The 15,706-nt window shown below is 77.9% G+C and carries 2 protein-coding genes; both read left to right on the top strand.

The genetic code is table 11. The features are described 5' to 3' along the window. The first annotated feature begins 39 nt into the window (after nucleotides 1-39). The gene (locus ACGFX4_RS10375) at nucleotides 40-9,294 is read left to right on the top strand and encodes a type I polyketide synthase (RefSeq protein WP_393071632.1); all 9,255 of its coding nucleotides are present in this window, start codon (nucleotides 40-42) and stop codon (nucleotides 9,292-9,294) included. A gap of 13 nt (nucleotides 9,295-9,307) precedes the next feature. Then, on the top strand, nucleotides 9,308-15,706 hold a 6,399-nt coding region (locus tag ACGFX4_RS10370), incomplete at its 3' end, for a type I polyketide synthase (protein WP_393071973.1).

Below are 15,706 nucleotides of genomic sequence, written 5' to 3'. Positions count from 1 at the left end.
GGACGGAAGACGACACCGGCCCCAGGAGTGGAACCCACCATGGCGGAATTCCCCGACCCGTCCGTGCTCGACGCCGGCTCACCGGAGGCGGTGGCCGTGATCGGCGCCGCGTGCCGGCTGCCCGGCGCGGCGGACCCGGAGGCGTTCTGGCAGTTGCTGGACGCCGGCCGCAGCGCGGTCGGGGCGCCTCCGGCGGGCCGGTTCGCGGAGGGCGAGCCGGTCCGGGCGGGCGGGTATCTGGAGCAGGTCGACCGGTTCGACGCCGACTTCTTCGGCATCACCCCGGCCGAGGCGGCCGCCGCCGACCCGCAGCAGCGCCTGGTGCTCGAACTGGCGTGGGAGGCGCTGGAGGACGCCGGGGTGGTGCCCGCCGGGCTGGCGGGCAGCCGGACCGGGGTGTTCGTCGGCGCGATCGGCGGTGACTACGCCGCGCTGGCGGCCCGGACCGGCTCGCCCACCCGGCACACGCTGACCGGCCTCAACCGGGGTGTCATCGCCAACCGGGTGTCGTACGCGCTGGACCTGCGCGGGCCGAGCCTGACGGTGGACTCCGCGCAGTCGTCCTCGCTGGTCGCCGTCCACCTCGCGGTGGAGGCGCTGCGGTCCGGCGAGGCGGAGTACGCGCTGGCGGCGGGCGTGCACCTCAACCTGGCGCCGGACTCGGCGCTGGCCATGGAGCGGTTCGGCGCGCTGTCGCCGGACGACCGGAGCTTCACCTTCGACGCCCGCGCCAACGGCTTCGTCCGCGGCGAGGGCGGCGTGGTGCTGGTGCTGAAGCCGCTGGTGCGGGCGCTGGCGGACGGCGACCGGGTGTACGCGGTGCTGCTCGGCAGCGCGGTCAACAGTGACGGTGCCACCGAGGGGCTGACCGTGCCGAGTGCCGCCGCCCAGGCGGACGTGGTGCGCCGGGCGCTGCGCCGGGCCGGGGTCGAGCCCGCGCGGGTCGGGTACGTGGAGCTGCACGGCACCGGGACCAGGGTCGGCGACCCGATCGAGGCCGCCGCGCTCGGGGACGCGCTCGGCGCCGGCCGGGCAGCGGGGTCGCCGCTGCTGGTCGGCTCGGCCAAGACCAACGTCGGGCACCTGGAGGGCGCGGCGGGCATCGTCGGGCTGCTGAAGACCGTTCTCGCGGTGCACCGGGGCCGGTTGCCGGCCAGCCTCAACTTCGCCACGCCCAACCCGGACATCCCGTTCGGGGAGCTCGGCCTGCGGGTGCGGACCGAGTCCGGGCCGTGGCCCGGGGACGGCGGGGCGCCGGTCGCGGGCGTGAGCTCGTTCGGGGTGGGCGGCACCAACGCCCATGTCGTGGTCGCCGCGGGTCCGCAGGGCGGGGACGCCACGGCAGAGCCTGCGGGTACGCAGGCCGCGACCGCGGAGGGCGCGGGTGCGCAGGTGTTGTGGCCGGTGTCCGGCCGGAGCCCGGCCGCGCTGCGCGAACAGGCGGCGCGGCTGCGGGAGTTCGCCGAGTCCCGGGGCGACCTCGCCCCGGCCGTGCTCGGGCGGGCGCTCGCCACCACCCGGACCGCCTTCGAGCACCGTGCCGCCGTCACCGGCACCGACCGGACGGAGCTGCTGGCGGGCCTGGCGGCGCTCGCCGGGGGCGGGCAGGCCGCCGGGCTGGTCCAGGCCCGGGCGCACACCGGCGGTCCGACCGTGCTGGTCTTCCCCGGCCAGGGCTCCCAGTGGGACGGCATGGCCCGCGAACTCCTGGACACCGCACCGGCGTTCGCCGAGGAGCTGGCCGCCGTCGAGCGGGCGCTGGCCCCGTACACCGACTGGTCGGTGGGTGCGGTGCTGCGCGGCGAGCCCGGGGCGCCCGGGCTGGACCGGGTGGACGTGGTGCAGCCCGTGCTGTTCGCCGTGAACGTGGCGCTGGCCGCGCTGTGGCGCGCGGAGGGCGTCCGGCCGGACGCGGTGATCGGCCACTCGCAGGGCGAGATCGCGGCGGCGTACGTGGCCGGCGCGCTCACCCTGGAGGACGCGGCCGCCGTGGTCGCGCTGCGCTCGCAGGCCATCGCCGGGCTCGGCGCCTCGGGCCGGGGCGCGATGGCCGCGATCCCGGCCCCCGCCGAGGAGGTCGCCGCGCGGCTCGCAGCCCGGCCGGGCGGGATCAGCGTCGCCGCCGTCAACGGACCGGCCGCCACCGTGGTCTCCGGCGACCGGGAGGCGGTCGAGCGGCTGGTCGAGGAGTACCGCGCGGAGGACGTCCGGGCCCGGCTGGTGCCCGTCGACTACGCCTCGCACTCCCCGCACGTCGAGCCGCTGCGCGACACGCTGCCCGCCCTGCTCGCCCGCATCCGGCCCCGCCGCGCCGACCTGGCGTTCTACTCCACCGTCACCGGCGGCCTGCTGGACACCACCGAGCTGACCGCCGACTACTGGTACCGCAACCTGCGCGGCACCGTGCAGCTGGAGCGCGCCGTGCGGGCCGCCCTCGCCGACGGGCACCGCAGCTTCGTCGAGTCCAGCGCCCACCCGGTGCTGACGGTCGGTCTGGCGCAGATCACCGACGGAGCGGCCGCCGTCACCGGCACGCTGCGCCGCGACCACGGCGGGCCCGGGCAGTTCGCGGCGTCGCTCGCCGAGCTGTGGGCGCGCGGCGGTGCCGTCGACTGGACGGCCCGGTACGGCGGGCGCGGCGGCCCGGTGCCGCTGCCGACGTACGCGTTCCAGCGCCGCCGGCTGTGGCTGGACGGGGAGACCGCGCCGCTGACGGTCGGCCCGGAGCCGGTCCGGGCCCCGGTGACGGAGCCGGCCGACGGCTGGAGCGAGGAGGCGGCGCTGGCCGCCGTCCGGTCCGCGGCGGCGCTGGTGCGCGGGCAGGACGGGCCGGAGGCCGTCGACCCCGACCGCAGCTTCAAGGACCTGGGCTTCGACTCGGTCGCCGCCGTGGAGTTCCGCGACCGGCTGGCCGGCGCCACCGGCCTCACCCTGCCGTCGACCCTGACCTTCGACCACCCCACCCCGCGCGCCGTCGCCGCCCGGCTGGCCGCACCCGCTGCTGCCGCCGGGTCCGCCGGGCCCGCCGCGCCCGCGTACGGCCCCGGCGGGGCGGCGGACGACGACCCGATCGCCGTGGTCGCGCTCAGCGGCCGCTGGCCCGGCGGCGCCGACACCCCCGAGCAACTGTGGGAGCTGCTGCGCGAGGGCCGGGACGCGATCGGCCCGTTCCCCGACAACCGCGGCTGGGACCTGGACGCGCTCTACGACCCCGACGGCGAACGGCCCGGCAGCTCGTACACCCGGCAGGGCGGCTTCCTGGCCGACGCCGACCGCTTCGACGGCGCGTTCTTCGGCCTCGCCCCGCGCGAGTCCGCCGCGATGGACCCGCAGCAGCGCCTGCTGCTGGAGTCCGCGTGGGAGCTCACCGAGCGGGCCGGCATCGTCCCCGCCACCCTGCGCGGCAGCCGCACCGGCGTGTTCGTCGGCGCCATGCCGCAGGAGTACGGGCCGCGCCTGCACGAGACCCCGGTCGGCTACGAGGGCCACGCCCTCACCGGCACCCTCGGCTCCGTCGCCTCCGGCCGGCTGGCCTACACCCTGGGCCTGGAGGGCCCGGCGATCACCGTCGACACCGCCTGCTCCTCCTCGCTGGTGGCGATCCACCTCGCCGCCCAGGCGCTGCGCACCGGCGAGTGCGACCTCGCCCTGGCCGGCGGCGTCACGGTGATGTCCACGCCCGGCATGTTCACCGAGTTCAGCCGCCAGCGGGGCCTCGCGCCCGACGGCCGCTGCAAGCCCTTCGCGGCCGCGGCCGACGGCACCGCCTGGGCCGAGGGCGTCGGCCTGGTGCTGCTGGAACGCCTCTCCGACGCCCGGCGGCGCGGCCACCGGGTGCTCGCGCTGGTCCGCGGCTCCGCCGTCAACCAGGACGGCGCCTCCAACGGCCTCACCGCCCCCAACGGCCCCGCCCAGGAACGCGTCATCCGCCAGGCCCTCGCCCAGGCCGGACTCGCCCCCGGCGACGTGGACGCCGTCGAGGCCCACGGCACCGGCACCGCCCTCGGCGACCCGATCGAGGCGGGCGCCCTGATCGGCGCGTACGGCCGGGGACGGGAGCGGCCGCTGCTGATCGGCTCCGCCAAGTCCAACCTCGGCCACACCCAGGCCGCCGCCGGCGTCACCGGCGTGATCAAGCTGGTCCAGGCCCTGCACCACGGCGAACTGCCCGGCACCCTGCACCTGGACGCGCCCTCCCCGCACGTCGACTGGACGGCCGGCGACGTCCGCCTGCTGGAGCGCACCACGCCCTGGCCCGCCACCGGCCGCCCGCGCCGCGCCGCCGTCTCCTCCTTCGGCATCAGCGGCACCAACGCCCACCTGATCCTGGAGGAGCCGCCGGCCGAGCCCGCTGCGCCCGAACCGGCCCACGGCGGGCTGCCGTTGCTGGTGTCGGGACGCAGCGAGGCCGCCCTGCGGGCCCAGGCCGAGCGGCTGCTGCCGCTCGCCGGGCAGGCCGGCCTCGGCTGGGCGCTGGCCACCGACCGGACGCACTTCGAGCACCGGGCGGCCGTCCTCGGCGACCCGGCCGAGGGCCTGCGGGCGCTGGCCGACGGCCGCGAATCCGCCGGGCTGCTGCGCGCCACCGCCGCCCGGAACGTGCGCACGGCCTTCCTGTACTCCGGCCAGGGCAGCCAGCGACCCGGCGCGGGCCGCGAACTGTACGCCACCGAACCGGTGTTCACCGCCGCCGTGGACGAGATCGCCGCCCTGTTCGCCGCCGAACTCGCCGTCCCCCTCACCGAGGTCCTGTTCGCCGGACCCGGCACCGAGAACGCCGCCCTGCTCGACACCACCGCCTACACCCAGCCCGCGCTGTTCACCCTGCACGTCGCCCTGCACCGCCTCGCCGAGTCGTACGGGCTGCGCCCCGACCACCTGATCGGCCACTCGGTCGGCGAACTCAGCGCCGCCCACCTGGCCGGCGTCCTCTCCCTGCCCGACGCCGTCACCCTGGTCGCCGCCCGCGGCCGACTGATGGAGGCCCTGCCCGCCGGCGGCGCGATGGCCGCCGTCCAGGCCACCGAGGCCGAGGTCGCGGCCGACCTCGGCCCAGCCGTCTCGCTCGCCGCCGTCAACGGGCCGACCTCCGTCGTGCTCTCCGGCGACGGCGCCGAGGTCCGGCGGATCGCCGACGCCTGGCGGGCCCGCGGCCGCCGCACCAAGCTGCTCCAGGTCGGCCGGGCCTTCCACTCGCCGCACATGGACGCCGTCCTGGCCGACTTCCGCGCCGTCGCCGAGCGGCTGGAGTACCGCGAGCCCCGACTCGCCGTCATCTCCAACCTCACCGGCGAACCCGCCACCGCCGAGCAACTTCGCAGCCCCGACTACTGGGTGCGGCACATCCGCGAGGCCGTCCGCTTCCACGACGGGATCCGCGCCCTGCGGGCCGCCGGGACCGGCGCCTACCTGGAACTCGGCCCCGGACCCGTGCTCACCGCGCTCGCCGAGGACAGCCTCGACGACACCGACGAACCCCGCGTGCTCGCCGCCGTCCTGCGCGCCGACCGGCCCGAACGCGACACCGTCACCGAGGCCCTCGCCCGGCTCCACGTGCACGGCGTCGAGGTCGACTGGCACGCCGCCCTCCCCGGCGCCCCGACCGGCGTCGACCTGCCCACCTACCCCTTCCAGCGGCAGCGGCACTGGCTCGGCCGGCCGGCCGGTACGGCGGACGCCGGCGGCCTCGCCCCCACCGGCCACCCGCTGCTGGGCGCCGCCACCGAACTCCCCGACGGTGCGGGCCTGCTGCTCACCGGACGGATCGCGCTGCGCACCCACCCCTGGCTCGCCGACCACGCGGTGGCGGGCCAGGTGCTGCTCCCCGGCACCGCGCTGCTCGAACTCGCCCTCCAGGCCGCACTGCGCAGCGGCGCCGGACAGGTCGAGACCCTCGACCTGGAGGCCCCGCTGGTGCTGCCCGAACACGGCGGGCTCCGGCTGCAGGCCGTCGTCGGAGCGGAGGACGGGAGCGGCCGCCGGCCGGTCCAGCTCCGCTCCCAGGCCGAGCACGAGGACGCCGACTGGACGCGGCACGCCACGGGCGTACTGGCACCCGGTGGTGCGGCGCGGCCGGCCGCGGACGGCGCGTGGCCGCCCGCCGGCGCGGAGCCGGTCGAGCTGGACGGCCTGTACGAGGAGCTCGCCGCGCGGGGATACCGGTACGGGCCGGTGTTCCGGGGGCTGACCGCCGCCTGGCGGCGCGGCGAGGAGCTGTACGCGGAGATCGCCCCGGCCGCCGACGCCGAGGCGTACGCGCTGCACCCCGCGCTGCTGGACGCCGCCCTGCACGCCGTCGTCCGGGACGCCGAGCGGACCGTCCTGCCGTTCACCTGGCGCGAGGTGACGGTCCATCGCGCAGGTGCCACCGCCCTGCGGGTCCGGATCACCCCGGCCGGGCAGGACACCGTGACCCTGGACGCCGCCGACAGCACGGGCACGCCCGTCGCCACCGTCGCCGCCCTCACCCTCCGTGCCGCCACCCCCGCCGGGGCGGCCGACGCGGCCCTGCGCCTCACCTGGCAGCCCCTGGCGACCCCCGCGGCCACGACAGGAACAGTGGCCGCGATCCCGCCGCAGGGCGGTGCGCCCGCAGGGGCTCGGGAGCTGGAGTCGGTGCGTGCCGGGCTGCCGGGGGACACCTCGCTCGAACTCGTCCGGGACGCCGAGGAGGCGCTGCGGGTCGTCCGGCAGTGGCTGGCCGGTGACGGCGGGACGCTGGTGGTGGCCACCGAGCACGCGGTGGCCACGCATGCCGGGGAGGACGTGCCGGAGCCCGCGGCCGGGGCGGTGTGGGGGCTGGTGCGCACCGCGCAGGCGGAGCACCCGGGCCGGCTGGTGCTGGTGGACCTGGACGGCACCCCGGAGTCCCTGGCCGCGCTGCCCGCCGCCCTCGCGGCCGACGAGCCCCAACTGGCCCTGCGGGCCGGCGAGGTGCTGGTGCCGCGGCTGGTCCGGGACCACCGCGACGGCCTGCTCGACCTGGCGGGCCGGGACACCTGGCGGCTGGACACCGAGACCCCGGGCAGCCTGGACAGCCTCGCCGCGCTGCCCGCCCCCGAGGCCCGCCGTCCGCTGGCCGCGGGCGAGGTGCGCCTCGCGGTGCGCGCCGCCGGGCTGAACTTCCGCGACGTCCTGATCGCGCTGGGGGTCTACCCGGGCGGGGCCAGGGTCGGCGCGGAGGCGGCGGGCACGGTGCTGGAGACCGGTCCGGGCGTGGAGCGCCTGCGGGTCGGCGACCGGGTGGCCGGTCTGGTGCAGGGCACCCTGGGGCCGGTCGCGGTGACCGACCACCGGCTGCTGTTCCGGGTACCGGAGGGGTGGAGCGACGCGCAGGCGGCGACCGTCCCGGTGGCGTTCCTGACGGCGCACCACGGGCTGTACGACCTGGCGGGCCTGCGGCCGGGGGAGAGCGTGCTGGTCCACGCCGCGACCGGCGGTGTCGGTCAGGCGGCGGTGCAGCTGGCCCGGCACGGCGGTTCGGCGGTGTTCGGTACGGCGAGCCCCGGCAAGTGGGGCACGCTCCGGGGGCAGGGCCTGGACGACGCACAGATCGCCTCCAGCCGGACGCTGGACTTCGAGCCGGCGTTCCGCACGGCGACCGGCGGGCGCGGCGTGGACGTCGTGCTGAACGCGCTGGCCCGGGAGTTCACGGACGCCTCGCTGCGGCTGCTGGCCCCGGGCGGGCGGTTCGTGGAGATGGGCAAGACCGACCAACGCGACCCGGAGACCGTCGCGCGGGACCACAACGGCGCCGCCTACCTGACGTTCGACCTGTTCGACGTGGACCCGGACCGGATCGCCGCGATCCTGGCCGAGCTGGCGCCGCTGTTCGCCTCCGGCGCGCTGACCCCGCTGCCGGTGCTGGCGCAGGACGTGCGGCACGCCCCGCAGGCGGTCCGCCGGCTCAGCCAGGCCCGGCACACCGGCAAGCTGGCGCTCACCCTGCCCGCGCCGCTCGCGGACGGCGGCACCGTCCTGGTGACCGGCGGCACGGGGGCACTGGGCCGGCTGGTCGCCCGACGCCTGGTCACCCACCACGGCGTCCGGCACCTGCTGCTGGCGAGCCGTCAGGGCATCGGCGCGCCGGGCGCGGCCGAGCTGGCCGCCGACCTCGCGGCGCTCGGCGCGGAGACCACCGTCACCGCCGCGGACCTGGCCGACCCGGCGGCGGTCGAGGCGCTGGTCGCGGGGGTGCCCGCCGGGCACCCGCTGACCGCGGTGGTGCACACCGCCGGCGTCCTGGACGACACGGTGCTCACCTCGCTCACCCCCGAGCGGCTGCGCCGGGTGGCGGGCCCCAAGGCGGAGGCCGCCTGGCACCTGCACCGGGCCACCGCCCACCTGGACCTCGCGGCGTTCGTGCTGTTCTCCTCCGCGGTCGGCCTGCTCGGCAACCCGGGCCAGGCCAACTACGCCGCCGCCAACGCCCAGCTGGACGCGCTGGCGCAGCACCGCCGGGTGCGCGGCCTGCCCGCGGTGTCGCTCGCCTGGGGCCACTGGGCGGAGGCCGGCGGCATGGCGGCCGGTCTCGGGGCCGCGGAGACCGAGCGGCTGGCGGCCACCGGCCTCGCGCCGATGGACAACGCGTACGGCCTGGCCCTGTTCGACGCCGCCCTGGGCGGCCCGGACGGCACGCCGGGCACCCCGTACGCGCTGCTGGCCGCCGCGCGGATCGACACCGCGGCGGTGCCCGCGGACCGACTGTCGCCGCTGCTGCGCGGCCTGGCCCGGCGGCGCCCGCAGCGGGCGGCCGGCGGCGACGGCGCAGCCGCCCTGGTGGCCCGGCTGGCCGGAAAGCCGGCGGCCGAGCAGGAGCGGGAGCTGCTGGAACTGGTCCGCTCGACCGCCGCCGCGGTGCTCGGCCACCCGGACGCGGGCGCGGTGCGGCCGGAGATCGGCTTCATGGAGGCGGAGTTCGACTCGCTGGGCGTGATCGAGCTGCGCAACCGGATCAACGCGGCGACCGGTCTGCGGCTGCCCACCACCGCCGTCTTCGACCACCCGACCCCGCTGGCGCTCGCCGCCCACCTGCGGGAGCGGCTGGCCCCGGCCGAGCAGCCGGAACTCCCGGACACGGATGCGGAGTTCGCCCGGCTGGAGCGGGCCCTGGACGCCCTCCGGGAGGACCCGGACGCCCGCGCCGGCGCGGCCGCCCGACTGACCGCCCTGCTCGCCGCGCTCGGTGCGCCGAGGCCCGCGGCGGACACCGACGACGACCTGGCCGTACGGATCGGCGAGGTCAGCAACGACGACATCTTCGACTTCATCGACAACGAGCTCGGCATCTCCTGAGGAAGGCCCGCAGATTATGAGTACGGACGAGCAGAAGCTGCGCGACTACCTCAACAAGGTCGCGACCGAGCTGCACCAGACCCGCCGACGCCTCGCCGAGGCCGAGGCCAAGGCGGCCGGGACCGGCCCCGAGGAGCCGATCGCCATCGTCGGCATGGCCTGCCGCTTCCCCGGCGGCGCGGACACCCCCGAGGCGCTGTGGCGGCTGGTCGCCGAGGAGCGCGACGTGGTCGGCCCGTTCCCGACCGACCGCGGTTGGGACCTGGACCACCTCTACGACCCCGACCCGGACCGGCCCGGCCGCAGCTACGCCCGCGAGGGCGGATTCCTGTACGACGCGGGCGAGTTCGACGCCGGCTTCTTCGGTGTCTCGCCGCGCGAGGCGCTCGCCGCCGAGCCGCAGCAGCGCCTGCTGCTGGAGACCGCCTGGGAGGCGCTGGAGGACGCCGCGATCGACCCGCACGCGCTGCGCGGCAGCCGCACCGGCGTGTTCGCGGGCGTCATCGCGCAGGAGTACGGCCCGAGCATGCACCACCTGCCCGCCGAGCAGACCGACGGCTACGTGCTGACCGGCACCACCACCTCGGTCGCCTCCGGCCGGATCGCCTACACCCTGGGCCTGGAGGGCCCGGCGGTGACCGTGGACACCGCCTGCTCGTCCTCGCTGGTCGCCCTGCACCTGGCCGCCCGCGCCCTGCGCGCCGGGGAGTGCTCGCTGGCCCTCGCCGGCGGCGCGACCGTGCTCTCGGCGCCCGGCATGTTCATCGAGTTCAGCCGCCAGCGGGGCCTGGCCCCGGACGGCCGCTGCAAGCCGTTCGCCGCCGCCGCGGACGGCACCGGCTGGGGCGAGGGCGCCGGCCTGCTGGTCCTGGAGAAGCTCTCCGACGCCCGGCGCCACGGCCACCGGGTGCTCGCCGTGCTGCGCGGCTCGGCCGTCAACCAGGACGGCCGCAGCAGCCAGCTGACCGCCCCGAGCGGCACCTCGCAGCAGCGCGTGATCCGGCAGGCGCTGGCCTCCGCCGGGCTCGCCCCCGCGGACGTCGACGTGGTCGAGGCGCACGGCACCGGCACCCGGCTGGGCGACCCGATCGAGGCGCAGGCGCTGCTCGCCACCTACGGGCAGAAGCGCGAACACCCGCTCTGGCTGGGCTCGGTGAAGTCGAACATCGGCCACACCCAGGCCGCGGCCGGGGTGGCGGGCGTGATCAAGTCGGTGCTGGCCATCCGGCACGGCGTGCTGCCGCGCACCCTGCACGTGGACGCCCCGTCGCCGCACGTGGACTGGGAGTCGGGCGCGGTGCGGCTGCTGACCGAGGAGCAGCCGTGGCCGGAGGTCGGCCGTCCGCGCCGGGCCGCCGTGTCGGCGTTCGGCGTCTCCGGCACCAACGCGCACGTGATCGTCGAGCAGGCCCCGGCGGCCGATCCCGCCGAGCGCGGCGCGGTGCCGCCGGTGCTGCCGTACGTCGTCTCGGCCCGCACCGCGCAGGCGCTGCACGCCCAGGCCGGGCGGATCGCCGCCGCCCTGGAGCACACCGACCCGCTGGACGCCGCGCACACCCTGGTGCACGGCCGGGCCGCCCTGGAGGAGCGGGCGGTCGCCGTCGGCGACCCGCGGGCGCTGCGCGACCCGGACGGGCCCGAGGTGGTCCGCGGCACCGCCGGCAGCCCCGGCAAGGTGGTCTTCGTCTTCCCCGGGCAGGGCTCCCAGTGGACCGGCATGGCCGCCGAACTGCTCGCCGCCGAACCGGTGTTCGCCGCCGCGCTGGAGGAGTGCGCCGAGGCCCTCGCCCCGCACACCGACTGGTCGCTGCTGGACGTGGTCCGCGGCGTCCCCGGCGGCCCCGACCCGGACCGGGTCGACGTCGTCCAGCCCACCCTGTGGGCCGTCATGGTGGCCCTCGCCGCGCTCTGGCAGGCGTACGGGGTGCGCCCCGACGCGGTGGTCGGCCACAGCCAGGGCGAGGTCGCCGCCGCGTACGTCGCCGGCGGCCTGACCCTCCCCGACGCGGCCCGGATCGTCGCCCGCCGCGCCCAGGCGCTCGCCACCCTGTCCGGGAAGGGCGGGATGGTGTCGGTGGCCCGCCCGCTCGCCGAGGTCGAGCAGCGGATCACCGCCTGGCCGGGCAAGCTGTCCATCGGCGTGGTGAACGGCCCGCTGTCCACCGTGGTCTCCGGCGACCTGGCGGCGCTCGCCGAGCTCACCGAGGCCTACACCGCCGAGGGCGTCCGGGTCCGCCCGGTCAACATCGACTACGCCTCGCACTCCGTGCAGACCGACGCGCTGCGCGAGGAGCTGCTGGAGCTGCTGGCCCCGGTCCGCCCGCGCACCGGCACGGTGCCGCTGCTGTCCACCGTCACCGGTGAATGGCAGGACACCGCCGGGCTGGACGCCGCGTACTGGTTCCAGAACCTGCGCCGCACCGTCCGGTTCGAGCAGGCCACCCGGGCGCTGGCCGCCGCCGGGCACACCGTGTTCGTCGAGGTCAGCCCGCACCCGGTGCTCACCGGCGCGATCGAGGACACCCTGGACGCCGCCGGCGTCGCCGACCCGGTGGTCGGCGCCTCGCTCCGCCGCGACCACGGCGGCCGGCACCGCTGGCTCACCTCGGTCGCCGAACTCCACGTCCGCGGCGTCGCCGTGGACTGGACCCCCGCCTTCGCGGGCACCGCCCCGCTCCCCGCCGAGCTGCCCACCTACCCGTTCCAGCGGCAGCGGTACTGGCTCGACGCCAGCCGCTCGCCCGAGCACCTGGACGCCTCCGCGCCCGCCCCCGACGGCCGCTTCTGGGACCTGGTCGCCGGCCGCGACGCCGGCCGGCTCGGCGAGGAGATCGGTGTGGACGGCGAGCGGCTCGCCCCCGTGCTGCCCGCCCTCGCCACCTGGTGGGACCGCCGGCAGGCCGCCACCGCCGCCGACGGCTGGCGCCACCGGCTGACCTGGCGCCCCGTCACCGCGCCCGCCGCGCCCGTCCTGGACGGCAGGTGGCTGCTGGTCACCGCCGAGGAACACGCCGCGCACCCGTGGACCGCCGCGCTCGGCCGGGCCCTCGACGCGCTCGGCGCCCGCACCGCCCACCTGGTCGGCGGCCCCGACCGGGAGCGGCTCGCCGCCGACCTGGCCGCCGCCGGACCGGTCGCCGGCGTGGTCTCGCTGCTCGGCCTGCGCCACGGCCCCCACCCCGAGCACCCGGCACTGCCCTGGGCGCACGCCGCCTCGGTGGCCCTCGCCCAGGCGCTCGACGACACCGGCGCACCCGCCCCGGTCTGGTACCTGACCTCCGGCGCCGTCTCCACCGGCCCGTCCGACCCGGTCACCGACCCCGCCCAGGCCCTGGTCTGGGGCTTCGGCGCGATCCTCGCCGCCGAGCAGCCCGACCTGCACGGCGGCCTGCTCGACCTGCCCGCCGCGCCCGACGCGCGGCTCTGGCAGCAGGCCGCCGCGCTGATCGCCGACACCGCCGCCGACCGCGAGGTGGAACTCGCGCTGCGCCCCGCCGGGGCGTTCGCCCGCCGCCTGGTCGCCGCCGCCCCGGCGGGCGAGGCCGCCGAGCCGTGGCAGCCGACCGGCACCACCCTGATCACCGGCGGTACCGGCGCGCTCGGCGGGCACGTCGCCCGCTGGCTGGCCGCCCGCGGAGCCGAGCACCTGCTGCTGGTCAGCCGCCGGGGCGCCGAGGCGCCCGGCGCCGCCGTCCTGGAGGCCGAACTCGCCGCCCTCGGCGCCCGGGTGAGCTTCGCCGCCGCCGACGTCGCCGACCGGGCCGCGCTGACCGCCGTCCTCGACGCGGTCCCCGCCGAGCTGCCGCTCACCGCCGTGGTGCACACCGCCGCCGCGCTGCACGACGGGCTGATCCCGACCCTGACCGCCCGGCAGCTCGACGACGCCCTGCGGGCCAAGGCCGGCGCCGCCCGGCTGCTGCACGAGCTGACCGCCGACCGCGCGCTCTCCGCGTTCGTGCTGTTCTCCTCGCTCGCGGGCGTGGCCGGCATCCCCGGCCAGGGCAACTACGCGCCCGGCAACGCCTACCTGGACGCGCTCGCCGCCGAGCGCCGGGCCGCCGGACTGCCCGCCACCGCCGTCGCCTGGGGCCACTGGGCGGGCGACGGCATCGCCGCCGACGGCGCCGAGGAGCAGCTGCTCCGGCACGGCCTGGTCTCGCTGCCGCCCGCCGGGGCGGTCGAGGTGCTCGGCCAGGCGCTCGACCACGGCGAGGGCCACCTGGTGGTCGCCGACGCCGACTGGTCGGCGCTGTTCCGCGGCCGCCGGCACCCGCTGGTCGCCGAACTGGTCCGCACCGCGCCCACCGAGCCGGCCGCCGCCGAGCAGCCGGGCACCGACCTGCTCGGCCGGCTCGCCGCGCTGCCCGCCGCCGAGCGCCGGCGCAGCCTGCTCGGCGTGGTCCGGGCCCAGGCCGCCGCCGTCCAGCGGCACGGCTCCGCCGAGGCGATCGACCCGGCCCGGGCCTTCCGCCAGCAGGGCTTCGACTCGCTGACCGCGGTCGAGTTCCGCAACCGGCTCGGCGCCGCCACCGGACGCAGGCTGCCCGCCACCGTGGTCTTCGACCACCCCACCCCCGCCGCGCTGACCGACTGGCTGGCCGAGGAGCTGTGGGGCGCCGAGGAGCCGGCCGCCGCCGGGCCGGTCGCGGCGGTCGCGCACCAGGACGACCCGGTGGTGATCGTCGGCATGGCCTGCCGCTACCCCGGCGGCGTCGAGTCCCCCGAGGATCTGTGGCGCCTGGTCGGCGACGGCGTCGACGCGCTCACCGAGTTCCCCGCCGACCGCGGCTGGGACCTGGAGAACCTGTACAGCCCCGACCCGGACCGGCCCGGTACCTCGTACTCCCGGCACGGCGGATTCCTGACGGGCATTGGCGACTTCGACGCCGAGTTCTTCGGCATCCCCCCGCGCGAGGCACCCGCCGTCGACCCGCAGCAGCGCCTGCTGCTGGAGACCACCTGGCAGCTGTTCGAGCGGGCGGGCATCGACCCGGGCGCGCTGCGCGGCAGCCGGACCGGCGTCTTCGCCGGCATCTCCGGCCGCGACTACGGCGCCGGCATCCAGCAGGCCCCCGAGGAGCTGGAGGCGTACCTGGGCATCGGCACCGCGGGCAGCGTCGCCTCCGGCCGGATCTCGTACACCTTCGGGTTCGAGGGCCCGGCGGTGACGGTGGACACGGCGTGCTCGTCCTCGCTGGTCGCCCTGCACCTGGCCGCGCAGTCGCTGCGCAGCGGCGAGTCGGACCTGGCGGTGGCCGGCGGCGTGCTGCTGATGACCACGCCGACCACCTTCGTGGAGTTCTCCCGGCAGCGGGCGATGTCGCCCGACGGGCGGTGCAAGGCGTTCGCCGCGGCGGCGGACGGCACCGGCTGGGCGGAGGGCGTGGGTCTGCTGCTGGTCGAGCGGCTCTCCGACGCGCGGCGCCACGGCCACCGGGTGCTGGCGGTGCTGCGGGGCTCGGCCGTCAACCAGGACGGTGCGTCCAACGGGCTGACCGCGCCGAGCGGCCCATCGCAGCAGCGGGTGATCCGGCAGGCGCTGGCCGCGGCCGGGCTCGCCCCGGCGGACGTGGACGCGGTGGAGGCGCACGGCACCGGGACGACACTCGGCGACCCGATCGAGGCGCAGGCGCTGCTCGCCACGTACGGCCAGGGGCGCGAACACCCGCTCTGGCTGGGCTCGGTGAAGTCGAACATCGGCCACACCCAGGCCGCGGCCGGGGTGGCGGGCGTGATCAAGTCGGTACTGGCGATCGAGCACGGCGTGCTGCCGCGCACCCTGCACGTCGATGCCCCGTCGCCGCACGTGGACTGGGAGTCGGGCGCGGTGCGGCTGCTGACCGAGGAGCAGCCGTGGCCGGAGGTCGGCCGTCCGCGCCGGGCCGCCGTGTCGGCGTTCGGCGTCTCCGGCACCAACGCGCACGTGATCGTCGAGCAGGCGCCGGTCGAGGAGCCGTTCGCGTCTGGCGCGCCGGTGGTGCCGCCGGTGCTGCCGTTCGTCGTCTCGGCCCGCTCGGCGGAGGCGCTGCGCGCCCAAGCCGGGCAGATCGCCGCGCTGGCGGCCGGTGGTGACGCCGAGGCGGTCGCCCAGGCGCTGGCCGCCTCGCGCGCCCACCTGGAGGAGCGCGCGGTGGTGCTCGGCACCGCCGAGGCGCTGCTCGACCTCGACGGGCCCGAGGTGGTGCTCGGCACCGCCGGCTCCGGCGGCCTGGCCTTCCTGTTCTCCGGTCAGGGGAGTCAGCGGGTGGGGATGGGGCGGGAGTTGTACGGGGCGTTCCCGGTGTTCGCGGCGGCGTTCGACGCGGTGGTGGAGGCGCTGGGTCTGCCGGTGGCGGAGGTGATCGCCTCGGGTGAGGGGTTGGACGAGACGGGGTGGACGCAGCCCGCGCTGTTCGCGGTGGAGGTGGCGCTG

The organism is Kitasatospora sp. NPDC048365 (assembly GCF_043200835.1).
In the GTDB taxonomy this organism is placed as follows: domain Bacteria; phylum Actinomycetota; class Actinomycetes; order Streptomycetales; family Streptomycetaceae; genus Kitasatospora; species Kitasatospora terrestris.
Note: the sequence above shows the minus strand (reverse complement) of the source record. Positions and strands in the feature narration are given on the sequence as shown.

Coding starts and splice junctions, on each gene's coding strand:
- ACGFX4_RS10375 (WP_393071632.1), top strand. CDS start 40: ATGGCGGAATTCCCCGACCCGTCCGTGCTCGACGCCGGCTCACCGGAG.